General features: G+C 71.2%; 21 protein-coding genes. 6 read left to right on the forward strand and 15 right to left on the reverse strand.

Translation table 11 applies throughout. The annotated features are described in order from the left end of the window. Positions 1-8 precede the first annotated feature (8 nt). The 10 genes from MYMAC_RS22935 to MYMAC_RS22980 all read right to left on the reverse strand — a co-directional run bounded on the left by MYMAC_RS22935 (position 9) and on the right by MYMAC_RS22980 (position 10,407). A complete protein-coding gene (locus tag MYMAC_RS22935; RefSeq protein WP_095959644.1) occupies positions 9-2,099 on the reverse strand; it encodes a TadE/TadG family type IV pilus assembly protein in 2,091 nt (696 codons plus the stop codon). 21 nt (positions 2,100-2,120) lie between these two features. Beyond that, positions 2,121-3,110, reverse strand: a complete 990-nt coding sequence (locus MYMAC_RS22940) for a TadE/TadG family type IV pilus assembly protein (RefSeq protein ID WP_095959645.1) — start codon at positions 3,108-3,110, stop codon at positions 2,121-2,123. A 97-nt stretch (positions 3,111-3,207) separates the two neighbouring features. Continuing rightward, a complete protein-coding gene (locus MYMAC_RS22945) occupies positions 3,208-4,584 on the reverse strand; it encodes an anti-sigma factor family protein (RefSeq protein WP_095959646.1) in 1,377 nt (458 codons plus the stop codon). Next, entirely contained in the window at positions 4,581-5,213 is a 633-nt protein-coding gene (locus MYMAC_RS22950; protein ID WP_095959647.1) for an RNA polymerase sigma factor, read from the reverse strand. Before MYMAC_RS22950 ends, MYMAC_RS22945 begins: the two co-directional genes overlap by 4 nt. 81 nt (positions 5,214-5,294) lie before the next feature. After that, complete coding sequence (locus MYMAC_RS22955) at positions 5,295-5,702, reverse strand: DUF2085 domain-containing protein (RefSeq protein WP_095959648.1); 408 nt, start codon at positions 5,700-5,702, stop codon at positions 5,295-5,297. Then, positions 5,671-6,723, reverse strand: a complete 1,053-nt coding sequence (locus MYMAC_RS22960; RefSeq protein ID WP_170114761.1) for an ABC transporter ATP-binding protein — start codon at positions 6,721-6,723, stop codon at positions 5,671-5,673. Before MYMAC_RS22960 ends, MYMAC_RS22955 begins: the two co-directional genes overlap by 32 nt. After that, positions 6,720-7,745, reverse strand: coding sequence for an ABC transporter ATP-binding protein (locus tag MYMAC_RS22965; RefSeq protein ID WP_095959650.1), 1,026 nt, complete (start codon positions 7,743-7,745; stop codon positions 6,720-6,722). Before MYMAC_RS22965 ends, MYMAC_RS22960 begins: the two co-directional genes overlap by 4 nt. After that, the gene (locus tag MYMAC_RS22970) at positions 7,742-8,752 is read right to left on the reverse strand and encodes a GspE/PulE/PilB domain-containing protein (RefSeq protein WP_095959651.1); all 1,011 of its coding nucleotides are present in this window, start codon (positions 8,750-8,752) and stop codon (positions 7,742-7,744) included. Before MYMAC_RS22970 ends, MYMAC_RS22965 begins: the two co-directional genes overlap by 4 nt. After that, positions 8,733-9,509 (reverse strand): cyclic di-GMP-binding domain-containing protein, MshE-related, encoded by a 777-nt coding sequence (locus tag MYMAC_RS22975; RefSeq protein ID WP_239988962.1) that lies wholly within the window; start codon positions 9,507-9,509, stop codon positions 8,733-8,735. The genes MYMAC_RS22970 and MYMAC_RS22975 overlap by 20 nt, the downstream gene beginning before the upstream one ends. Positions 9,510-9,570: 61 nt before the next feature. Continuing rightward, positions 9,571-10,407 carry a DUF4292 domain-containing protein gene (locus MYMAC_RS22980; protein WP_095959652.1) on the reverse strand — a complete coding sequence of 279 codons (837 nt, stop codon included), beginning with the start codon at positions 10,405-10,407 and terminating at the stop codon, positions 9,571-9,573. Between the two features lie 43 nt (positions 10,408-10,450). On the opposite strand from MYMAC_RS22980, the gene MYMAC_RS22985 reads away from it, so the two are divergent. Both MYMAC_RS22985 and MYMAC_RS22990 read left to right on the forward strand, forming a co-directional pair. Next, a complete protein-coding gene (locus MYMAC_RS22985) occupies positions 10,451-11,173 on the forward strand; it encodes a MotA/TolQ/ExbB proton channel family protein (RefSeq protein WP_013941231.1) in 723 nt (240 codons plus the stop codon). An 18-nt stretch (positions 11,174-11,191) separates the two neighbouring features. Next, a complete protein-coding gene (locus tag MYMAC_RS22990) occupies positions 11,192-11,644 on the forward strand; it encodes an ExbD/TolR family protein (protein ID WP_095959653.1) in 453 nt (150 codons plus the stop codon). A 103-nt stretch (positions 11,645-11,747) separates the two neighbouring features. Here MYMAC_RS22990 and MYMAC_RS22995 read toward each other — a convergent pair whose 3' ends face one another. The 4 genes from MYMAC_RS22995 to MYMAC_RS23010 all read right to left on the reverse strand — a co-directional run bounded on the left by MYMAC_RS22995 (position 11,748) and on the right by MYMAC_RS23010 (position 15,897). After that, positions 11,748-13,592 carry an acyl-CoA dehydrogenase gene (locus MYMAC_RS22995; protein ID WP_013941233.1) on the reverse strand — a complete coding sequence of 615 codons (1,845 nt, stop codon included), beginning with the start codon at positions 13,590-13,592 and terminating at the stop codon, positions 11,748-11,750. A gap of 168 nt (positions 13,593-13,760) precedes the next feature. Beyond that, a complete protein-coding gene (locus MYMAC_RS23000) occupies positions 13,761-14,432 on the reverse strand; it encodes a MaoC family dehydratase (RefSeq protein WP_013941234.1) in 672 nt (223 codons plus the stop codon). Then, positions 14,432-14,881, reverse strand: a complete 450-nt coding sequence (locus MYMAC_RS23005; RefSeq protein ID WP_002636736.1) for a MaoC family dehydratase N-terminal domain-containing protein — start codon at positions 14,879-14,881, stop codon at positions 14,432-14,434. Before MYMAC_RS23005 ends, MYMAC_RS23000 begins: the two co-directional genes overlap by 1 nt. A 14-nt stretch (positions 14,882-14,895) precedes the next feature. After that, positions 14,896-15,897 carry an NAD(P)H-dependent amine dehydrogenase family protein gene (locus MYMAC_RS23010; RefSeq protein WP_043711699.1) on the reverse strand — a complete coding sequence of 334 codons (1,002 nt, stop codon included), beginning with the start codon at positions 15,895-15,897 and terminating at the stop codon, positions 14,896-14,898. 238 nt (positions 15,898-16,135) lie between these two features. Here MYMAC_RS23010 and MYMAC_RS23015 point away from each other — a divergent pair, with 238 nt between their 5' ends. After that, entirely contained in the window at positions 16,136-17,251 is a 1,116-nt protein-coding gene (locus MYMAC_RS23015; RefSeq protein ID WP_013941236.1) for an HD domain-containing phosphohydrolase, read from the forward strand. Between the two features lie 9 nt (positions 17,252-17,260). Here the strand turns inward: MYMAC_RS23015 and MYMAC_RS23020 are convergent, their stop codons facing one another. Next, positions 17,261-19,429, reverse strand: a complete 2,169-nt coding sequence (locus tag MYMAC_RS23020; RefSeq protein ID WP_095959654.1) for a peptidylprolyl isomerase — start codon at positions 19,427-19,429, stop codon at positions 17,261-17,263. A 376-nt stretch (positions 19,430-19,805) separates the two neighbouring features. Between MYMAC_RS23020 and MYMAC_RS23025 the strand changes: the two genes are divergently transcribed. The 3 genes from MYMAC_RS23025 to MYMAC_RS23035 all read left to right on the forward strand — a co-directional run bounded on the left by MYMAC_RS23025 (position 19,806) and on the right by MYMAC_RS23035 (position 22,760). Beyond that, entirely contained in the window at positions 19,806-20,423 is a 618-nt protein-coding gene (locus MYMAC_RS23025; RefSeq protein ID WP_095959655.1) for a hypothetical protein, read from the forward strand. 67 nt (positions 20,424-20,490) lie between these two features. Further along, complete coding sequence (locus MYMAC_RS23030; RefSeq protein WP_095959656.1) at positions 20,491-21,426, forward strand: AAA family ATPase; 936 nt, start codon at positions 20,491-20,493, stop codon at positions 21,424-21,426. Then, entirely contained in the window at positions 21,423-22,760 is a 1,338-nt protein-coding gene (locus MYMAC_RS23035) for a DUF58 domain-containing protein (RefSeq protein ID WP_095959657.1), read from the forward strand. Before MYMAC_RS23030 ends, MYMAC_RS23035 begins: the two co-directional genes overlap by 4 nt. Positions 22,761-22,793: the final 33 nt, after the last annotated feature.

Consider the following 22,793-nt stretch of genomic DNA (forward strand, 5'->3'; position numbering starts at 1 on the left):
GGCGGTCCTCAGTGCGTAATGATCTTCGGGGCAATGCCCTGAAGCGGGCCGGGCAGCGCGTCCATCATCTCACCAATCTTCGGCAGTGAGTTGCGGCCCTGGAACACGGACGCCAGGCGAGGGCGCCAGTACGGATTGAAGAAGTTGGGCTGCTCCGCCCAGTTGCCGGGACGGTGGTAGTAGGTCTGACCGCGGGAGATGACGTTGAGGCCTTCCACCAGGCCCAGGAACTTCTTCCGGTTGTTCAGCATCTCCAGCCCATCCGTGTCGGGCGTGAAGGCGAACTTCACCTTGCCTTCATCGTTGAGCAGCGCCGGCGCGTTGGTGCCCGTGCCGTCCTTGTTCTCCCGGTTCACCACCTGGTCCGGGTCCTTGTTCAGCGCGACCCAGGCCGTGGGCTGGTTGAAGTCCGCCGTACGCTTGGCGGCGTCCGACATGGAAGCGTTGGCGGTGGGGTTGCACACCGAGCCGAGCTGGCCGGGCTCGAAGTGCATGAAGGGCGTCAGCCCGCCCCAGGGGTGGTTGCCGTCCTGGACCGGCCTGACGTTGGCCGCGTAGACGCGCGTCCTGACGACGCACGCCCCCAGGACCCTGGCCAGGCAGAACCTCGGGTCCTCATACAGACCGACCACGCCCTCGGCGCGCCGTGGACGCACGTGGCCCACCCAGCGCTCCGGGTTGTCGTAGTAGTTGACGCGCCAGTGGAGGCCACCCCGGGTCCCACCACTGTCGTGGTCGTTGAGCGCCCAGATGCTGGTCTTCGTCATGTGCTTGTAGGGCAGCTTGGCGCTCCCGCGGGCGGAGTCCCCCTTGCCCTTGCGATTGTCGCCGAAGCAGCGCCAGTAGTTGTCGTCCTTGTTGCACGACAGCGGGTTGTCCGCCTTGGCCACGCCAATGTCGATCTCCGCGGGGCCGAACTTGAGCCAATACGGGTCATCCGAGCCGATGTTGTCTCCCTGAGCCGTCATGCCCCAGGGATGGAGGTTGTCGTTCCAGTCCCGGATGTAGTTGCGGGCGTCGTTGCCAGGGCCCCTGCCCTTCTTCAGCGCGGCCGCGTTGGGGAACCCCGTGGAGAGCATGCGCGTCTGGCCGAGCTTCCCGAAGCTGAAGACCGGGGTGTCGATGCCATCGTTGAACAGGTCCCTCATGAAGCCGAGCATGTCCGGCAGCGGCAGCAGGTCCCCCATGCGGCGGCTGGTGATGAAGCCCTGAGGACACGCGCCTCCCTGGGCGTCGCAGCCGTAGCGCGTGGCGTTCGTGATGCCGCCCATGGAGCGCTTGGCCCGGGCGATGGGGTCATTGCGGTCCTTCTTCGTCACATCCAGCGCGCCGAACGGGTTCTTCCACGTGTTCGGCGCGAGCGGCTTGCCGCCCGAGTAGGGGCTGTGTGCCTGGCTGAAGAGGCACTGGCTGTAGAGCCCCGTCGCCAACTGGCTGGCCAGTGAGGAGATGTTGCTGTCGTTGTCGTCGATGACGGTCTGCGTGGTCTGCGTCACGTGCGTCGACGCGGACATCATCACCGCCTGGGACGCGAAGTACATCACCCCGTTCAGCACGCGGTGCGCCGGGATGAGCCACTTCCCAATCTTGTCGTCCGGGTTCAGTCTCCGGATGACCTGCTGAATGGGTCTGAGGAACGAGTTGCGATACGCGTCCATGATACGGCCAATGGCCTTGATGACGGCGCTCACATAGGGAATGACGTTTTCCAGGATGGGACAGGCGACCGTCCAGAAGATGCCGCTGGGTGTGCCTGAACACGGATTCAACGTCTTCATGAAGCCGAAGATGTCCGTGAGGAACGCCTCGGCGGAGTAGATGAGCGACAGCAGCGACTGCCACATCATCGCCGACACGTAGTGAGACACCTGCGTGCGGTTGGCGTACGCGTAGAAGTTGAACGCGCGCGCCTCCATGGCGGCCATGGAGTACGAGGCCGCGTCCGCCGTGTTCTGCAGGCGGATGCGCTCATGCACCGTGTGGCCGATGTTGACCGTGGTCAACACGGCGATGGACATGACCAGCACCATCAGGGCGGCCAGAACCAAGGCCTGGCCTTCCTGGCGGCGGAAACTCTGTCGGAGGGTCCGGGTGAACATGGGTCGGGAGTCCTCTTCCTCTTACAGGCCCCATTCGGGGTTCAGGTGCATGATCCACTTGCGGTGGAAGTTGGACTGCATGCGCATGCTGTACGTCGCGGTCAGCGGCATGAAGTACCGCTTGCCAGCCAGATCGGAAACGATGGGGACGCTGCCGTTGGCCAGCATCCAGAGCACGGTCATCTCGAGCGGATAGACGGAGTCGTACCCCATCTCGTGTTCGATGCCGCGGGCCCCCGCGAGCAACGGGGTGAGATTGCCACGCCGGTTCATCATGTTCGCGCGCGGGTCCACGGTGCTGCGGTCGATGGCGCCTCGCAGCGCCATGCCCGCGTTCGAGGCGAACCACGAGTAGAAGATGATGGCGTTCGCGAAGGGTACGCGGAGCTGGTACCAGTAGCGCAGGCGGATGGTCAGCCGGGTGGACTTGCGGAACACCAGCTCCGCGTCGTCCGGCTCCGGCAGGTTGAAGAACTTGCGGATGTGGTTTTCGAGCGTGGGCACCTCCGGGAAGGAGTCCGCGCCGTCGAAGTCCAGCTCCTGCCACGCAGCGCCGCTGCGCAGCTTCCACAGCGAGTCAATGGGCGTGAAGTACGCGGGGCTGACGGTGTCCACCCGGATGACGCCGAACAGGTTGGACCCGTTGACCGTCCGGGGCACGCGGCCACCGCCGAAGTTCAGCATGCGCATGCCGGAGTCGTAGAGCTGGTGCAGGACGAACGTCTTGCCCAGCTCGACGATGTCGTCGGTGCGCCCCATGGTGGGAAGCAGCGCCACGATGGCCGCGTCGTGCATGCGCTCGTTGTTGCCGTTCCACACGATGCCGGCACGCGCGGCCTGGTAGGCGGCGTACTCCGTCATCAGCTTGGCGTGCTGCATCATCGTGAGCTGGATGATCCCCAGCGTCATGAAGACGGCGAGCGGCATGATCATGGCCGCTTCGACGGCGGCCTGACCCGACTGCCGGCGAGACGCCCCCTGCGCTCGCGATTCCTGTGCTTCCTGTCCCATGAAGCCATTATCCGGGGACGGGTGTCAGAAGCGCATCGGTCAAATGGACAGACCTGTGCCTACGTTTCCCTCCCATTTGCTGAGAATCTACACCCTGCTATTTCGCGGGTTTGGCGGGCGGTGACTCACGCGAGAGCAGCCGGCGGGCGGCGCTGGCGGCGCTCGAGCCCGGCGCCTCCCGAAGCACGAGCCCGCACGCCGCGCGCCCCTCGGCGCCTCTCCCCAGGGCGAACTCCGACTCACACAGTTGGCTCAGCAGCTCCCACCGCGGCTCTCCGGCAGCGCCCGCCGCCAGCGCCGAGCGGATCAGCGCGGATGCCCGCGCGTGATCCCCCGCCGCGAGCGCCGCCCGGGCCTTGCGTGACAGCTCGGTGACGGAAGGCGCCTGCGCCGGAGCGGCCGCCGCGGCGACGGGCGCATCCGGCTCGGAGGGAGGAGGCGGCGGCGGGGCCTCGGCCAGGACCTCGCCCTGGGCGGTGGCGTCCTCCATTTCCGTTGGGGCCTCCGGCGCCGCATCCCATGCGCTCGCGGAGGACATGCCGCGCCCCGCCGGCGCCTTGGAACCTATCCGAAGCGAGTCGCGCGGAGGAACGGCGCCGGGCGCCTGCGAGTCCGGCACCCGCCGCTTGGCCCGGCCCGCGGAGGCCACCTCGCGCGGCTCGGGCCGCTCCATTCCCCCGATGCCGTCCCCCGACTCCTCGTCCAGGTCCGCCCCTTCCGTCACCTGGGGGTCGAACCGCGGCGCCAGCCGCGCCATGTCGGCCTTGGGCACCGCGGCGGAGGGCGCGGGCGCCATGCGCTTCCCCTTGCTTTCGCGCTCGCCGCGCATCCGCATGTCCAGCCCGCCGCCACTGCCCGCGTTGGACCAGTTCTCCGCCCGCGGCTTCGCCTCGCGCGGGGGCTCGGCCCCCATGGAATTCTTGGCCGGCGCCGCCACGTCCTTACGGCGGAGGGCGCTGGCCCCCGCCTCATCCGAGGGGGGCGTCGCCGGCATCGCGGCGGGCGCGGGCGCGGCGGGCGTGGGCGCTGGCGCGTATCCCTCGCTCGCGGTGGCGGCCGCCCCTTCCTCCTTCAGCACCACGGGCGAGGCCTGGGCCGCGCTCAAGTCAGGCCGCGTGAGCTCGGGGGCGCGGGCCTGGAGCGTCAGCAGGCCAAAGGTGCTCACGGAGGCCAGGCCCACCACGGGCAACAGCCAGCGGCGCCAGCGGGACGGCTTGGGCTCCGGGCCCGCTGCGGCGCGGCGCGCGGACTGCTGGGCGTAGGCCATCAGGGATTCCAGCCCCGCGTCCGGCGCGGGCTCCACCGCGAGCTGGGACATGGTGGCGCGCACGCCCCGGATGTCGTCCAGGGCCTGGGTGCAGCGGGCGCAGCCCTGCAGGTGCGCCTCGACGATGCGGGCTTCGGGCACCGGCAGCTCGCCATAGGCGAAGTCGAGCAGCCGGTCCTCCTGCGCATGCGCGTTCTGCGGCTTCATCCCACCACCGTCCTTCCATCCTCGGCGAGGTCGCCGTCCACGCCCATCTCCGCCAGGCGGCGGCGCAGCCCGTCGAGCGCGTAGCGCATCCGGCTCTTCACCGTGTTCTCGGACACGCCCGTCACCTCCGCGATGTCCTTGAAGGGGATGCCGCTGTACTCGCGCAGGGTGAAGACTTCACGCTGCTCTTCCGGAAGCGACGCCAGCGCGCGCTCCAGCATGGGGCGCAGCCGGGCGTTGTGGGCGCCCCGCTCCGGGCTGGCCCCCATGTCCGGCAGGCCCTCGCCCAGGGGGCGTGACTCGTCCCGCTCCGCGCCCGGGGCGGGCGCCTCCAGGGAAGTCGCCTGGCGGTAGCTCTCTTTGCGCGCGCTGTCCACGCAGAGGTTCCTCGCAATCGTGTAGAGCCAGGTCGTGAACTTCGCCTTGGGCGTGTAATCGCCGGCGTTCCGAACCACCTTCAGCCACGTCTCCTGCAGCACGTCCTCCGCCCGTGCCCGGTGCCCGGTGAAGCGCAGGATGAAGTTGAACACCGGCGTCCGGTGCTTGCGCACCAACGCCTCGAACGCGCGCGCGTCCCCCGCCTGGAAGGCGAGCATCAGCCGCTCGTCTGAGGTTTCCGGTCCCAACACTCCCCCACTCTCCTTGGAGCCACCCTCGCCCGGCCCGCTCCGCCACCCGTGCACACTTAACGGGTGACGGGCCGCCAGGGTCTATCCCCGGCGCGGTCTCTGGTAAGTGGCGAGAATGACAGGGACGGCAACGGCTGTCACGAGCGCGGCCTGCGCCAGGAGCACCGGGGGCAGCGGCTGCTGCAGGTGCACGTACAGGGAGCGGCCGAGCGCCGCCCCCAGCAGGACGCCCGTCAGCGTGCGCACCGCGTTGTTTCCGGACGCCGGCCGGAAGCGCCCCACGGCCCAGTCCCCCAGCGCGGGGACGGTGAGCGCCAGGACGACGGGCACGTCCCAGGGCCACCGCAGCGGGGCGCGGACGGCGAACAGCCCCACCATCACCGCCAGCAGCACCGGGTAGGTCCCCAGACAGCGCGCGCACACGCGCACGCCCCCGAAGAGGTACGTGCGGTTGTACTCATCCGGATGATGGTGGCTGAGCCAGAACACCGGGACTTCCTCCAGAGGGGGCCGTGGACGGGGCCTCGCGCGCGTCGGACTCCGCCAGGAAACACGCGGCGAAGTGGCCACCGCCCAGCGCGTAGGACGGGGGCGCCTCGCGCCGGCACCGCTCCATCGCATGAGGACAGCGCGGATGGAAGGTGCATCCAGGGGGCGGCGCCAGGGGCGATGGCGGCTCGCCCGGCACCAGCAGCCGCGTCCGGGCCCGGCCCGGGTCCGGCACGGGCACCGCGGACAGCAGCGCCTGGGTGTACGGGTGGCGCGGCTGACGGTAGAGCGACGCGGCGGGCGCCAGCTCCACGATGCGGCCCAGGTACATGACGGCCACCCGGGTGGACACGTACTCGACGATGTTCAGGTCGTGGGCGATGAAGACGTAGGTGAGGCCCCGCGCCTGCTGCAGGTCCACCAGCAGGTTGACGATTTGCGCCTGCACGGAGACGTCCAGCGCGCTGATGGGCTCGTCCGCCACCACCAGGTCGGGCCGCAGCGCCAGCGCGCGGGCAATGCCAATGCGCTGCCGCTGCCCTCCTGAGAATTCGTGCGGGAAGCGCTCCAGCGCCTCGCGTGGCAGCCCCATGGCGTCCACCAGGGCGGCCACCTCGCGCTCCCGCTCGCCCGGCCCTTTCGCCAGTCCGTGGATGGCGAAGGGCTCCTCCAGGATCTCCCGCACCGTCAGCCGCGGGTTGAGGGAGGCATACGGGTCCTGGAAGACGACCTGCATCCGCTGGCGCAGCGGCCGCAACTGGCGCGGGGACAGCCCGGTGAGCTCCTGTCCGTCGAAGCGGACCGAGCCCGCCGTGGGCGCCACCAGGCGCAGCACCGCGCGGCCCAGCGTGCTCTTCCCGCAGCCGCTCTCCCCCACCAGGCCCAGCGTCTCCCCGCGCATCACCTCGAAGCTCACGCCGTCCACGGCCTTCACCGCGCCGCGCACCCGGCCGAGCACGCCGCCGCGCACCGGGAAGTGCACCTGGAGGTCGCGGACCTGGAGCAGCGGCCCGGCGCTCATGGCGCGGGCACCGGGTTGTGGCAGGCCGCCCACTGACCTTCCCTGGGGGAGGTGAGCGTGGGCTTCACGCGCGCGCAGACGTCCAGCGCGCGCTCACAGCGCTCCCGGAACGCGCAGCCGGAAGGCAGGAGCCGCAGCGGAGGCACCCTGCCGGGGATGGACCGCAGGCGGGCCCGAGCGGCCGTCGCCCCGGCTCCGGCCCCGTCACGACTGGAAGGCATCGAGCGCAGCAGCCCCTCCGTGTACGGGTGCGCGGGCCGGGCGAACAGGGAGTGGACCGGCGCGCGCTCCACCACCCGGCCGGCGTACATCACCACCACCGCGTCGCAGCTCTCCGCCACCACGCCCAGGTCGTGGGTGATCAGGAGCACCGCCATGCCCCGCTCGGCCTGGAGCCGCGAGAGCAGGTCCAGGATCTGCGCCTGGATGGTGACGTCCAGCGCGGTGGTGGGCTCGTCCGCGATGAGCAGCGCCGGATCACACGCCAGGGCCATCGCAATCATCACCCGCTGCCGCATGCCTCCGGAGAGCTGGTGCGGATACGCGTCCACGCGCTCGCCCGGCGCGGGGATGCCCACCTGCCGCAGCATCTCCACCGCCTTCTCCCGGGCCTGCGCGCGCGAGGCCCCCAGGTGCAGCCGGACGCCCTCGGCGATCTGCTCGCCCACGGTGAACACCGGGTTGAGCGACGTCATCGGCTCCTGGAAGATCATCGCCGCGTGCCGGCCTCGCACCCGGCGCAGCTCGGGCTCCGGCAGCGACAGCAGGTCCAAGCCCTGGAAGCGCACCTCGCCGCCCACCACGCGCACGGGGGGCGCGGGGGCCAGCCGCAGCAGGGACAGCGCCGTGAGGCTCTTGCCGCACCCGCTCTCCCCCACCACGCCCAGCGTGCCGCCGGGGGGCAGGGAGAAGGACACGTCGTCCACCGCCCGCACGGGCCCGGCTTCCAGCGACAGCTCCGAGGACAGCCCGCGGACGTCGAGCAACAGCTCCTGGCCCGCGGCGGTCCCGACGGCCGTCACTTCTGCGCCAGCTCCTCCAGGAACTCCCCCTCCTGGATGACGCCCTTGCGGATGAGCAGGCGGATGAGGCTGGCCACCATGCGGGCCGGCTTCACCTTCTCCGTGTCCAGCGAGGCGTCCTCGCCGCGGGAGATGCGCTCGATGTCGTCCAGGATGGACAGGTCCTCGTCGGAGAACTGGGGCGTGGGCGTGAGCGGCACCGACGGACGCGAGCCCTGCGCCGCCCCGCCGAACATCACCACCGGCACGCGCGGGCGGCCCTCGTCCCCCTCCGAGTCGGGAGGCGGCGGAGGCGGCGGCCGCGCCGGAGGCGAGGCCTTCCGGCCCAGCAGGTCATCCAGCGCGTCCACGCCAGCCTCCCCGTCGGTGGCCTCCGGCGGGGGCGGCGGCGGCGAGGCCGGGCCTCGGTGCGCGGGGGGACGGGCGGCGGGCGGCGGAGCAGGCGGTACGGGCTTGGGCACGGGCTTCGGAGCCTCCGGAAAATCCCAGTCGAGCGGCGCGCCAGCGGCCACGGGCGGGGGCGGCGCACCGTCCTCGTCCTCCAGGGCCACGGCTTCCACGATGTCCAACGGCTCGCCCCGGGCCCGCGCCAGCGCGGCGTCCAGGTCGTCCGACGCGGCCACGAAGACGCGCATCTGCTTGCGGAGCTGGAAGCGCAGCTCGTCCACGAGCGTCACGTCTCCCGGGTCCTCCACCGCGACGTGGATGCGCTCGCTGCGGCCTTCCAGCTCCAGCCGGAACGGCACGATGCGGTGCTCGGACTGGAAGTCCACGGACACCAGCCCGACGACGTCCGGCGGAATCTCCTCCGGCAGCTCCACGAAGGGCAGCGCGTGCTGGGCGGACAGGGCCCGCGCGATGTGCGTGGGCGTGCACAGGCCCTGCGCCACCAGCACCTCGCCCAGCCGCTGGCCTCCGTACGCGCCCCGGCGCCCCAGTGCCACGCGGACCTGCTCTTCCGTCACCACCCCCGCCTCGACGAGCAGCTCACCAATCTTCTTGCGCATGTGGGACTACCGCTTGACCTTCGCGAGGTACTCCTCGCGGCTGAACACGCCCTTCTCGATGAGCAGCTCCACCATCGCCTTGAGGGCGGCGACTTCCTTGCGCTGCACGTCTTCCACGCTGCGCAGCAGCTCCGCCGGGCTCCCGGTGGAGGCCGCGGGCCGGGCGGCGGGCGGCTCCGGCGCGGGCGGGGCCGGGCAGCCGGGGCCGGGCGGGGCTGGTCGCCACGGCCGCCGGGTCCAGGTCCTTGAGGTTCTTCACCACCGTGCGGCCCTGGGCGTCCACCACCTTGAAGTTGGTGTCCGCGTCCTCCAGCTCGTGGTTCTGCTCGTAGATGCGCGCGAAGGCCCGGGCGATGGAGGTGCGGCCCGCCACGTTGGGGATGATGCGGCACTTGGTGACGGCGCGAAGCTCGTCCAGCATCCGCACGTTGAGCGGGTCGGCCATGGCCACCACGAGCGACTTGCCGTCGTCGCGAAGCTGGAGCGGCAGCACGGAGAAGTCCCGCGCCGTCTGCGACGGAATCTTGGCCTTCACGTGCGGCTGCACCATCTGCACCGCGTCCAGGTTCACCGCCGGCATCCCCAGTTGCTTGGACAGGGCGCGCACCAGGATGTCCTCGGAGACGAGGCTCATCCGGACCAGGATCTCGCCGAGCTTGCCGCCCCACTTCGCCTGTTCGGCGAGCGCGGCCTTGAGCTGGCTCTCCTGGAGCACGTTCGCCTTGATCAGCAATTCACCGAGCTTGATCTGTGCCATGTCGTGCGGCGCACTCTAGACTGTCTCGGCAGCGTGCGCCCCTTCTAACGCGCCTGCCCGGTCAGGAACCCGGTGCCAGGGGCGCGGGCGACCCGGAGGCCGGCGCCCCGGCGGGCAGCTCCCGGCCTGCCGCGTCCACCTCCACCACCCGTGCGCCCTCGGGCGGCGCCACCTCATAGAGGGTGAGGTCCGGCCGCGCGTTGAGCTTGATCTGCTGGTAGCGGACCTGGAGCTTCGTCTTCGCCTGTTTCGCTTCCAGTGACACCCGGCCCGGGAAGATGAGCCCGCCCTGCTCCAGGAAGTCCTCGAAGGCCAGGTCGTAGCCCGGGATACCCCGCACCTGGCTCCGCATGACGCGCAGGTACTTTGTGTGGACCTCCAGGATCTGGGTGGCCTCTCCCCGGTAGAGGGTCAGCACGTAGACGCCCTTCTTGCGGTCCAGCGCCAGCGTCATCCGCTCCGGCGGGATGAGCGGCACCTGCCCGAGCATGATGGGCACCAGCTCCTCGCCCGGCAGCATCACGGGCAGGAAGCGGGACACGTTGGCGGGGCTGGCGGGGCCCTGGTACCAGGTGTTCGTCTCCGCCTGATACAGGCCGAAGCGCTGTCCGTCGGACACCAGGGAGGCGAGCGGCCTGTTGAAGAAGTCGAAGGTCTCCAGGTGCAGCATGGCCGGCCGGGTGACGGCGACGAACATGCTCAAGGTGCCGCTCTGGTCGGGCAGCTCGGCGCGCAGCTTCGCGTCACCCTCCAGCGTCACGACGTTGTCCTGGTTCTTCACGACGCGCTGATAGACGGTGTCCGCGTCCGTGAGTTCGCCCTCCGGGCCGAACTCGATTCGCTTGGGACAGCCAGAACAGAGCACTACCAGGAAGATTGCGGCGGCTGCGCGGTTCATATGTCCTAGTCTGGGCCAAGCCGCCCTGCCCGGTCACCCACCAATGAGCCTGAACGACCTCCTCCATTACCTCCGCCTGGGTGGCGTCACCCTCGCCCTGCTCATCTTCGCGTCGGTCGCGGCGCTGATTGTCGCCGTCGAGCGCATCATCGCGCTCTGGGGCGTGGGTGAGCGCTCCCGCGCCCTGGGTGAGACAGTGAACAAACACCTGCTGCGCGGGGACGTCGCGGCGGCCCGCACCGCCGCCGAGCGCTCCGACGCGGTGGCCGCCGACATCTTCCTGGCGGGGTTCGACCGGATGGAGCGCAGCCGCACCGCCGGGGGCGCCGGGATTGAAGCCGCGGTGGAGCGCGAGCGCGCCCAGGTGGCCCTCAAGCTGCGCCGCTACCTGTGGATCCTGGCCACCATCGGCTCGATTACCCCCTTCGTGGGCCTCTTCGGCACCGTGGCCGGCATCATGCGCTCCTTCAAGGACCTGGGCCTGGACGTGGAGGCGGGCGGCACCGGCGGCAGCGCGGCGGTGATGACGGGCATCTCCGAGGCCCTGGTCGCCACCGCGGTGGGCATCCTGGTCGCCGTGCAGGCCATGGTCTTCTACAACTACTTCCAGGCCCGCCTGTCGCGCGTGCTGGTGGAGCTGCGCCTGATTGGCGACGAGTTCGTCGAGCTGCTCAAGGAGCGCGCCGCCGGCCTGCCGCCCGCGGAGCCCACGCCCCCTGAACCCCAGGCCGTCCCCGCCCCGCGCGCGGACGCGCAGCCCGCCTAGGCCGGAGGAGCACGCACCATGGGCATGGGAAAGACCCCGGGCAGCGACGACGGCTCCGAGGACGGCGTCTTCGCCGAAATCAACATCACCCCGCTCACCGACATCTTCCTGGTGCTGCTCATCATCTTCATGGTGACCAGCTCCGTCATCGTCCAGCAGGGGCCGGGCGGCGGCGCCAAGGCGGGCCTCAAGGTGAACCTGCCCAAGGGCGGCGCCGCGGACGTCACCGCGCGGTCCACGGACCTGTCGGTGGCGGTGCTCGCGGACGGGCGCTTCATGCTGGCCGGCAACGTCGTCTCCCAGGACGAGCTGCAGCAGGCCTTCGACGAGGCCAGGCAGAAGGACGAGGCGACGGTCGTCATCGTCCAGGCCGACGAAGGCGTGCCCCACGGCACCGTGGTGCAGGTGATGGAGCTGGCCAAGAAGGCCGGGCTCGCGCAGCTCGCCATCGGCGTGCGCGAAGGCGAATAGCCCACCCGCCCACGCTCGCTGGAAACGACAAGGCCACCCAGGGCAGCGAGCCCGGGTGGCCTGGGTGCTCCAGGCGCCCCGCTGCATCAGCGGGGCGCGGGGCTCAGACGGACGCGAAGGCGGCGTCCGAGATGTCCATGGGCGAGGTGTCCTCGGTGGTGAGCATCTTCGCCGCCTGCTCCACGTTGGGCAGCACGTTCCGCGCGTACCACAGGGCGCTGTACTTCTTGCCCTCGTAGAAGGCGTGGTCCGGGTGGTCGGCGCCAACGGACGCCTTGGCCTTCTCCGCGATGAGGGCCGCGTCCAGCAGCAGCCAGCCCACGGCGACCTCGGACATCATGTTGAGGAAGCGGTTGGCGGACAGCGGAATCAGCGGGAACTTGCTGCCGTCCTGCGACCAGCCGAACACCACCATGGCGCTGGCCATCAGGGCCTCCTGCGCCGCGGCCAGCAGCTTCACGGCCTCGCCGTAGACGGCGTGCTCGCGGTGGGCCTCGATGAAGGAGCCCACGTCGCCCATGAACTGCTGGAAGTGCATGCCACCCGCCTGGCCCATCTTCCGGCCCACCAGGTCCATGGCCTGGATGTGCGTGGTGCCCTCGTAGATGGAGAAGATCTTCGAGTCGCGGGTGTACTGCTCCACCGGGTAGTCCTGGATGTAGCCGGCGCCGCCGTAGATCTGGATGGCCTGCGCGCACAGGCGGAAGGCCTGCTCGGAGCTGTACGCCTTCACCAGCGGGGTGAGCAGCTCCACCTGGCCCTTGTGGTAGGTGGCCGCGTCGTCATCCTTGCCGGCGAGCTGGCGCGCCTTGTCCAGGTGCATGGCCAGCTTGATGATCAGCGAGCGGATGCCCTCCACGTGCGCCTTGATGTCCAGCAGCATGCGGCGCACGTCCGGGTGCTCGATGATGGCGGCGCGCGGCGCGGTGGGGTCCTTCCACTTGGTGAAGTGGGAGCCCTGCTTGCGGTCCTTCGCGTAGTCCAGCGCGTTGTAGTACGCGGCGGACGCCAGGCCGATGCCCTGGATGCCCACGGCGATGCGCGCGCCGTTCATCATCTTGAACATCTGGCTCATGCCGACGTGCTCGACGGTGCCCACGAGCTCGCCGACACAGTTGTCGTTCTCACCGAAGTTCAGGACACAGGTGGCCGAGCCGTTGATGCCCATCTTGTGCTCGATGGAGCCCACGCTCACGTCGTTGGCCTGGCCGGAGCTGCCGTCCGCGTTGATGCGCAGCTTGGGGACGATGAACAGCGACAGGCCCTTGGTGCCCGGCGACGCGCCGTCGATGCGCGCGAGCACGAGGTGGATGATGTTCTCCGCCATGTCGTGGTCGCCGCCGGAGATGAAGATCTTCGTCCCGCGGATGTTGTAGGTGCCGTCGCCGTTGCGGCGGGCCGTGGACTTGGCCGCGCCCACGTCGGAGCCGGCGTGCGGCTCGGTGAGGCACATGGTGCCGCCCCACGTGCCGTTCAGCATGCGCTCCACGAACTGCTTCTGCTGCGCCGGGGTGCCACACTCCGCGACGACCTCCGCCGCGCCGAAGGCCAGGCCCGGGTACATGTTGAACGCCGAGTTGGCGCCCGACAGCAGCTCCTCCACCGTCACCTGGAGCATCATCGGCGAGCCCTGGCCGCCGTGCTCCGGGCTCACGCCCACCGTCTTGAAGCCCTGCTCGTAGAGCTTCTTCCACGCGTCCTTGAAGCCCGTCGGCGTGAAGACGGCGCCGTTCTCCACCCGGCAGCCCTCACGGTCGCCCACCGAGTTGAGGGGCCCCAGCACCTCGCGCGCGAAGCGGTACGTCTCCGTCAGCACCGCCTTCGCCTCGTCCGGCCCCCAGGCGTCGAAGGGCGCCTGGCCGGCCACCTGGCCGAAGCCGAACTGCTCGAACAGCGTGAAGAAGATCTCTCGAAGGTCGGTCTTGTAGGTGTTGATCCCGGCGGACATGGCCACTCCTGCGTGACGGCTCGCTGCCCGCCCCCGTTGGAAAAGGATGGGGTCAGCGGCGCGTGGAGACGCAGGAAGTGTGGCGGCGACTGATTTTTGAGTCAACCCCGAATGACACCTCGCGTTGAGGGGCGGTCAGTCCCGCCACTCGAGACGCGGTGCGTCTGCCTACTTCTTCGCCTTCTTGGCGGAGGGGAGCGTGGCCGTCTTGGCGGCCGGCTTCTCCCGGGGGACCGTCTTCTTCGAGGTGACGCCCTCGCGGCGCTCGTCCGCCTCGTCGCCCTCCTCGGCGGGCGCGGCGCCGCTGGGGGTGGACGCGGGCGCGGCGGCGCTGGCGCTGCTCAGGCTCTCCCGGGGCACCTCCACCACGATGGGGGACTGGCCGGAGCGCTGCCGGTTCTCGTCCTCCAGCGAGTAGAAGAGCTGGATCTGCGAGGAGCCCTTCATCACCAGCTCGCCCTTCTGGTTCTCCGCCCAGAGGTCGATTTCGACGAAGTAGCGGCCGCCGGAGCCGTACCGGTCGCTCACGCGGCCCTTGCAGACGACGGTGTCCCCGGGCCACACCATCTTGATGAAGCGCACGTTGTAGCGCCGCATCTGCCCGCCGCGGGCCCAGTCGCTGATGAGCTGGCCGAGCATGCCCATGACGAGCATGCCAGGGGCGTAGACGCTCGGCATGCCCACGCTCTTGGCGTAGAGCTCGTCGACGTGCACGGGGTTGAAGTCCCCGGACGCGCCGGCGTAGCGCGAAAGCTGGACGCGGTCGACGGGCGCCTTGGCCAGCGCGGGCAGTTCATCCCCGACGCGGATGGCTTCAAAGTACAGCTTGCGCGCGGGCATCACGGGGTCTCCTTGGCGGCGCGGACCACCAGCGTCCGGCGAGCGCGGAACACGAGGTTGCCTTCCTCGTCACGGCCTTCGTCCTCGATGACCGCGATGTCCATCTTCCCGGACATGCCCGGGCGCTCGAAGACGTCCGAGACGCGCGTGGAGACGTAGATGCGGTCCCCCGCGAAGATGGGCCGCTCGTAGTCGAAGCCCTGCTCCGCGTGGAGCAGGCTCTTGATGCCCACGCCCAGCAGTTCCCGCAGGTCCGCCGCGGAGTGGAAGGACGCGGGGAACGTGGGGGGCGCGATGATGGTGGGGTAGCCCGACGCCCGGGCGTACTCCTCATCATAGTAGATGGGGTTGTAGTCCCCGATGGCCTCCGCGAACCGACGGATGGCGCCCTTTTCGACCTCGTTCAGCGTCGGCGGCGAGGCGCGGCCGATCGCGTTCTTGTCCAGCATTTCCTCTCCTGACTCTAGCGTCCGGCCGGAAGCTCGAGCACCGTGAGGAGCCCGGCTTCGGCGGCCGTCAAGCGTGGCGCGGCATTCACCAGCGCATTCGCGGTGGCCCGGTCGCCCGCCACTCCCCCCGGGATTTCCAACACCAGCTTCGGGTCAGCGTCGATTTCGATACGGTCCTTGGGGTCATCCGCCCCCACGGCGATGGTCAGCTCCAGCCGCACCCGCTCCTGCCCGTCCTCCAATCCCACCACCGACTGGAACATCCCAGCCACCCGCCCCTTCCTGACAGGAAACGCGCCGCCGGAGATGTCCTCCTCGGCGAACACGGGGGCTACTTCTTCTTCGAAGTCGTCGCAATCCAGCCCCAGGCCGAGGGCCGCGAGCGCCGCCGACTCAACAAGGCCGACGTGGCCCAGTTGCTCACTGTCCACCAGGTCGAAGAACGCTTCCTCCGTCAGCCCCGCGCCCACCTTCCGCTGGAGCGCCTCGCGCCGGGTGCGCGCGTCCACCACGCGGGTGACGGTGGCGCGCCGGACCGGGCCGCACACCTGGCCAGCGACCGCCACCAGCCGGTCCAGCACGAAGCCCGGGTTGACGCCGGTGCCCACCACGGCGACGCCCGCCTTCTGCGCCGCCTGGTCCAGCTCGTCCGCCAGCTCCGGGTACTTCAGGTGCGGAAAGGCCAGCTCCTCACAGGTGCTGGCCACGGGCAGGCCCAGCTTCACCGCCTCCATGACCTGCTCGAAGACCTTGGACAGCCGCGAGCCGGTGGCGTGCAGCACCACCACGCCCTTGCGCTTGCCCACGGCCTGCGCCAGGGAGTCGGACACCTTCACACGGGGGGCAGGACCTCCCAGGACCTCTCCCAGCGGGCGACCCACCAGGCCGGACTGGACGTCCACGGCCCCGATGAGCTCCACCTCCGGAGAAGACAGGGCGGCCCGGGCAATTTCCTGACCGATGAACCCCAGCCCCATCACCACCACCGGCACGGGCCCTTCCGGGGCTTTAGCCATCGGAGATTGCTCCACGATTCCAAGGGGTTAGCGCTACAGTCCAGCGTTGCATCGCACCATAAATCACACCTTGGCGGGCAGGCAAGCGTGACGTGGTTCTACCTCTCTTCCTGGATGGAAGAACCTCCAAGGATTTCCACGACTTAGAAGCCCACAAGTGGACTGGGGGGTCTTTTGGGGGCGCGTAGCGGCGTGTATAAAGCTGTACAAGCACGCTGTCCCGGAGGCACCTCGGACCATGGATCGCATCCTCGTCGTGGACGACGACGTCCTCATCCTGGCCGCCCTGTCCCGCATCCTCCAGGCCGAGGGGTATGACGTCGTCACCCACAGCGACCCGGCCGTGGCGGCCCGGGAGGTGGGTTTCCAGGTCGTCCTGACGGACTTCATGATGCCGTACCTCAACGGCATCGAGCTGCTCGGGGCCCTGCGGGAGAAGAACCCCAAGGCCGTGCGGCTGATGTTGACGGCGGCGGCGGACTTCCGCACCGCGTCCGAGGCGGTCAACCGGGGCGAGGTGTTCCGCCTGCTGGGCAAGCCCTGGTCGCTCAGCGACCTGACGAGCAGCGTGCGGCAGGCCTTCGACCACTACCGGCTGGTGGACGCCAACGAGCGGCTGTCGCGCGAGGTCGCGGAGAAGAACGCGGAGCTGGTGGCCATCAACCGCGACTTGGAGCGGCGGGTGGTGGAGCGCACCGCGGGCCTGCTCGACGGCCTCATCAGCGCTCTGGACTACCGCGACACGGAGACGCAGTGGCACTCGCGGCGCGTGTCGCTCTACTCGCGGCGGCTGGCCGAGGAAGTGGGCCTGTCAGGGGGCGCGCTCGACGTGGTGGAGCAAGGCGCGCTGCTGCACGACATCGGGAAGATTGGCGTGCGCGACTCCATCCTGCTCAAGCCCGGCCCGCTCACGCCGGACGAATGGGTGGAGATGCGCAAGCACCCGGAGTTCGGCTACCGGATGCTGGCGAAGATGCCCTACCTGCACGAGGCGGCGCTCATCGTGCTCCAGCACCAGGAGCGCTGGGACGGCAAGGGCTACCCGCAGAACCTGGCGGGCGAGGACATCGTCCTGGGCGCGCGCATCTTCTGCCTCGCGGACACCGTGGACGCGATCACGTCCGACCGCCCCTACCGCAAGGGCCGCCCCATGAGCGTCGCGCGGGATGAAATCCGCCGCTGCGCGGGCACCCAGTTCGACCCGGCGCTGGCGGAGGCGTTCCTCGGCATCCCAGAGACGGAGTGGCAGCGCATCCGCCAGGACGTCGAGGCCCTGGAAGCCGCGGAGAGCGAGCGCTGGAACAGCGATCCGCTCGGCCCTCCCGCGCCCCTGGCGAAGGCCAGCGGCGCTTGAGTCACCGCCTCAGGGCGACAGCTCCACCGCGCGCACCTCGCGGATGACGTCGCCCTCCAGCAGGGCGTCCACCACGTCCATGCCGGACACCACCTCGCCGAAGGCCGTGTAGCGGCCATCCAGGTGCGGCTGCGGCGCGTGGGTGAAGAAGAACTGGCTGCCGCCGGTGTCCTTCCCGGCCAGCGCCATGCCCACCGTGCCCCGGCGGTAGGGCCGGCGCGTCATCTCACACCGGATGGAATAGCCCGGCCCGCCCTCCCCGTCCCCGCGCGGGTCTCCGCCCTGGGCGACGAAGTCCGGCACCACGCGGTGGAAGGTGACGCCGTTGAAGGACCCCTTGCGCGCCAGCGCATGGAGGTTGCCCGACGTGAGGGGCGCCTCCTCCACGTCCAGCCGGACGGTGATGTCGCCCTTGTCGGTGCGGAACACCAGCCCGGCACGCGCCGGCGCGGACGGCGGCCGGAAGGTGTACGCGGGCAGCGCCACCCGCGTCGAGCGCACCCGCTGCCCCGTCAATCGCGTGAGGGCCTGCGCGGCCACGCGCCGCACGTTGGCCTGCGGGTGCTGGAGCCACTCACGCAGCCGGGGCTCGGCCGCCGCGCCCTGGAGCGCGACCAGCGCGCCCGCCACGGGCTCCGCCAGGTCTCCAGGCGTCTGGAGGACACGCGCCGCCAGGGCCTCCACGCCGGGGAGCGCGGCCGCGTCCTCGAGCACGCCCGCGGTGGCCGCCGCCGCGCCCGCCACCACCAGGTCCTCGCCTTCGATGAGCTCACGCACCGGCGCGGCCGCCTCGGGCACGGGGCGCGCGGAGACGGCCTCCAGCGCCGTCAGCCGCACGCGCGCATCCGGGTGGCGCAGGGCCTTCACCGCGAAGAGCGCCCCGCCCTGGCCCTTCGCCTGCGCCACCTCGCGCAGGCCCAGGGCCAGCCGGCGCGCCTCGGGGATACGCCCGTAGCCACACCCCAGCACCTCCTTCGGCGTCCCCTCCTGCCGGTCCATGGCCGCCGCCAACCGGCAGTCCAGCCAGGCCAGGTCCGCGCGCGCCACCTCCGACGCCGCGCCCCGCTCCGCGTCCGCCAGCGCGAGCCGCAGCGACTCCAGGACGGGACGGCCGAAGCCCGGCAGCCCCTGCTGCGCCAGCGCCAGCAGCGCGTGGCCCGCCTCCGACCTCGCCAGCGTCTCCACCGGGGCCTTCGCCCCCTCCGGCGCCTCGACACCCGCCGCCTCCGGAGGCGGCATGCCCCGCGCGACGCGCTTGGCGCGAACGGCCAGCGCCTCCAGTGCGTCCACCGCGGTGCACGGGCCGCTGCACGCCGCGGCCAGCTTCGCCAGCGTGCGCGCCGCCTCCGCCGCCACCCGTGGCGAAGTGTCCTCCAGGAGCCCGGCCAGGACCGCCGCGTCCTCCGGCCCGCCCACGTCGCCGAAGCCCTTCACGCACAGGGCCCGCACGTCCGCGTCCGCGTCGCCCAGGCACCGGCGCAGCGCGGGCAGGGCCTGGGGCCGCTTCACGGTGGCCAGCAGATAGGCGCCCGCGTAACGCGCCTCCACCGGCCGCTCCGCCGCGAGCAGCGCCTCCGCTGGCGCCAGGGACACCTGGGCGACCGACGCCGCGCCGCGGGTGCGCGCGAGGACGCCCAGCGCCTGCGCGGCCCGGGCCGCCTCCACCCCGTCCGCCTCCCGCATCCGCTCCTCGAGCCACGTCACGGCACCGGGCGTGCCCAGCCGGCCCAGGGCGTCCACCAACGTCAGGCGGACGTCCACGTCACGCTCCGTCCCAGCGGCGGCCAGCAGCGAGGCCTCCAGCGCCGAGAGTTCGGCTTCCAGCAGCGGCTCCCAGGACAGGGCGAGCTCGCCCGCGGCGAAGGCGGCCTCGCCGCGCACGCGCGCCTCCGCGTCCTTCAGCCCCGCGAGGACCGGCTCCAGCGTGGCGGCGTCCTGGATGCGCGCCAGCGCCCGCAGGGCCCGCGCCCGGACGCGGGCATCCGGCGCGGTGGCCGCGAGTGAGACCAGGGCCCCATCCCCCAGCGAGCGCGCGTCCTCCCAGTCCTGGATGAGGGTGAGCGTCCGCGCGTCCTCGGGAGGCGGCCGCGCCGGCGGCACGGCGCGGACACAGCCGGAGAGCAATGAGAGCGAGAGGACCCAAGCGAACAGGTGACGAACGGGGTGCACGCGGCGCATGGCGCGGGCCTAGGTCAATTCCCCGCGAAAATCCAGGGGTTAGGCCGCGAGGGGTTTGACACGAACAGCCCGTCGCTCCGAAGATGAGCGCCAGTTTCTCTCCGCGGGAGCGTTGGTTCTGAACTGCCCTGGATGCGGCTCGACGGTAGCCGCCAACACCTCCATCTGTTCCGTCTGCGATTACATCATCGATGGTTCATTCCTCAGTGGGGAGCCGCCGGCGGAAGCGCCGGAGGAGTCCACGGACGCCGCGGAGGACCCTCGCCGGGCCGCCAGGCCTCCGCCCGCGCGCCGCCCCCGCCCGCCCGCCGGCAGGTCCGGAAGCCGCCCCGCCGCCGCGCCGCCGCCCGACTCGGACTCCACCAACATCCGGAGCATGGAGGACGTCGCCCGCAGCGCGCCGCAGCAGCGCGCCGCGCGCGCGGCGGCGCCTCGGCCCGCGGCTCGCAAGGCCCCCGCGCCCGCCCCCGTTGCCTCCTCGGACCCGTGGGACCGCGCGGACTCCGACGAGCGCGACAGCGCCATCGCCGACCCGGATGAGCTGATCCGCGACGCGAAGGAGCTGTTCGGTCAGCTCCAGGGCGGCGACAAGGTCGCCTTCTGGGGCGCGGCGCTGGTGCTGATGTCGTGCTTCCTGCCGTGGAAGGAGACCGCGGTGGACGGGGACGTGCTCGGCCTGATGAGCCTGGGCGTCGGCGCCTTCATCATGTCCATCCTCCAGCTCACGGCCGTCACCATCCGCGTGAAGGGCTCGCTGCCCAACATGAACCCGGTGGTGCCGTGGATGGGGCAGCTCGTCGTCAGCATCGTCTGCCTCATCTGGTGCATCGTCTACATCAAGGTGTCGTCCGACACGACGATGGTGCCCACGCCCATCGGCAACTCGGAGATGATGAACTCGTCGCCCAGCTTCGGCGTGTACGTCGCCATCCTGGGTTCGGTCGCCGCGCTGGGCGGCACGCTGCTGGGCCTCAAGGGCCAGTCGTCGCGCTGAGCCTCCAGGCGCCGCGCGAAAAACCGCTGCCGCCGTCCGCGGCAGCGGGCTAGCGTCCCCGGCCACCATGTCCGACGCCCCTCCCCTCTCCCGTCTCACCGCCGCGCTCGACGCGGCCGTCTTCGGACAGCAGCGCGTGCTGGAGGACCTGGTGACGGCCTTCCTCGCGCGCGGCCACGTGCTCCTGGAGGGCGTCCCGGGCGTGGCCAAGACGCTCACCGCGCGCAGCATGGCCGGGGCGCTGGGCCTGCACTTCACGCGCATCCAGTTCACCCCGGACCTGATGCCGGCGGACATCCTGGGCACCAACGTCTTCCAGCCGCAGGACAACGCCTTCCGGCTGGTGAAGGGCCCCATCTTCACGGAGGTGGTGGTCGCGGATGAAATCAACCGCACCCCGCCCAAGACGCAGGCCGCGCTCCTGGAGGCCATGGAGGAGCGGCAGGTCACCATCGACGGCGTGTCCCACGCGCTGCCGCCCCACTTCTTCGTGGTGGCCACGCAGAACCCCCTGGAGCTGGAGGGCACCTATCCGCTGCCCGAGGCCCAACTGGACCGCTTCCTCATGCGCGTGCGCGTGGGCTACCCGGAGGCCTCCGCGGAGACCACCATGCTCCGCGCCTTCCACCAGCGCGAGGGCAAGCCCACCGTCACCACCCAGGTGCTGGACGCGCCCACGCTGCTGGAGCTGCAGTCGCGCGCCGCGCGGGTGTCGTGTGACGACTCCATCCTCCAGTACGTGGTGGCCATCGTCCGGGAGACGCGCGCCAATCCGCGCGTGCGCCTGGGCGCCAGTCCCCGCTCGGCCCAGGCGCTGCTCGCCGCGGCCAAGGCCCGCGCCGCGCTGATGGGCACGGACTTCGTCACCCCGGATGACGTCAAGGCCGTCACCTTCAGCGTCCTCAACCACCGGCTGCTCCTCAAGGCCGAGGCCGAGGTGGAAGGCATCACCGCGGATGAGGTGCTGAAGCAGACGCTCGAACGGGTCCGAGTCCCCCGGTGAGCGCCGGGCGCCCCGTCCCCACCGGCCTGGCCGTGGCCCTGCTGGCGGCGGGACTGCTCCCGGCGGCGCTCGCGGTGGCCAGCCCCGCCTTCGGCTGGCTCGCGCTGGCGGCGGACGTGGCCGTGCTGGCCCTGTGCGCGGTGGACTTCCTCCGCGCCCCGCGCGCGGAAGCCGTCCGGGTGTGGCGGCGCGTGGAGCCCGTCCTCTCCTCCGGCACGCGCAACGCCGTCCACGTGGGCCTGGAGCGCCTGGACGCCGGCCCCAGCCCCCTGCACGTGGAGGTCCGCGACGAGCCGCCCCTGGACATGGCGAGCACCGGCCACCGCCAGTCCCTCACCCTGCCCGCGGCCCAGCGCGCGCCCCACGAGCTGACGTACTTCGTCACGCCCCCGTCCCGCGGCGACGCCCGCTTCGGAGACGTGAACCTGCGGCTGCGAGGCCCCCTGAGCCTGTGCGCGCGCCAGCTCCGCGTCCCCGCGGCCATGGACGTCAAGGTGTACCCGGACCTCACCGCGCTCACCCGCGAGGCCCTGGCGCTGGCCCACGCGTCGGACGCGCCCTCCGCGCGCACGCAGCGGCGGCGGGCCTCGGAGGGCCGGGAGTTCGAATCGCTGCGCGAGTACCGCCCCGGCGACGACTACCGCCACATCGACTGGAAGGCCTCCGCGCGCCACGCCCACACCCTGGTGCGCACCTGGCAGCCGGAGCAGCACCAGCCGGTGCTCCTGCTGCTGGACTGTGGCCGGCACATGGCGGGCCGCGTCCAGGCGCGGCGCAAGCTGGACCACGCGGTGGACGCGGCGCTGCGGCTGGCGCGCGTGGGCCTGGAGGCCGGTGACGTGGTGGGCGTGCTGGCCTTCGCCAGCGGCGTGCGGGCCTACCTGCCGCCGCGCAAGGGCCGCGAGCACCTGCGGCTCATCACCGAGTCGCTCTACCGCACCGAGGCCGCGCTCGAGGAGAGCGACTACGGCCGCGCCTTCGACTTCGCCTTCGCCCGGCAGACGCGGCGCGCCCTGGTGGTCCTCTTCACGGACCTGGTGGACCCGGACGCCTCCGCCAGCCTCCTCACGCGCACGCTGGCCCTGCGTCCCCGGCACCTGCCCGTCGTCGCCTCGCTGCTGGACGAGGACGTCCAGGCGGCGGCCCACGGCGTGCCCGCCCAGACGCAGGACGCCTACGCGCGCCAGGCCGCCGCGCGCCTGGAGACGGAGTACCGGCGGACGGCCACCACCCTGCGCGACGCGGGGGCGCTCGTGGTCCGCGCACCGGCGCGCGGCTTCGGCGCGGCCACGCTCAACGCCTATCTGGATGTGAAGGCGCGCGGACTGCTCTAGGCCTCTGCGTCAAGTCCAGCGGAAAGATTGTAC

This window comes from Corallococcus macrosporus DSM 14697, assembly GCF_002305895.1.
Taxonomy (GTDB): Bacteria; Myxococcota; Myxococcia; order Myxococcales; family Myxococcaceae; genus Myxococcus; species Myxococcus macrosporus.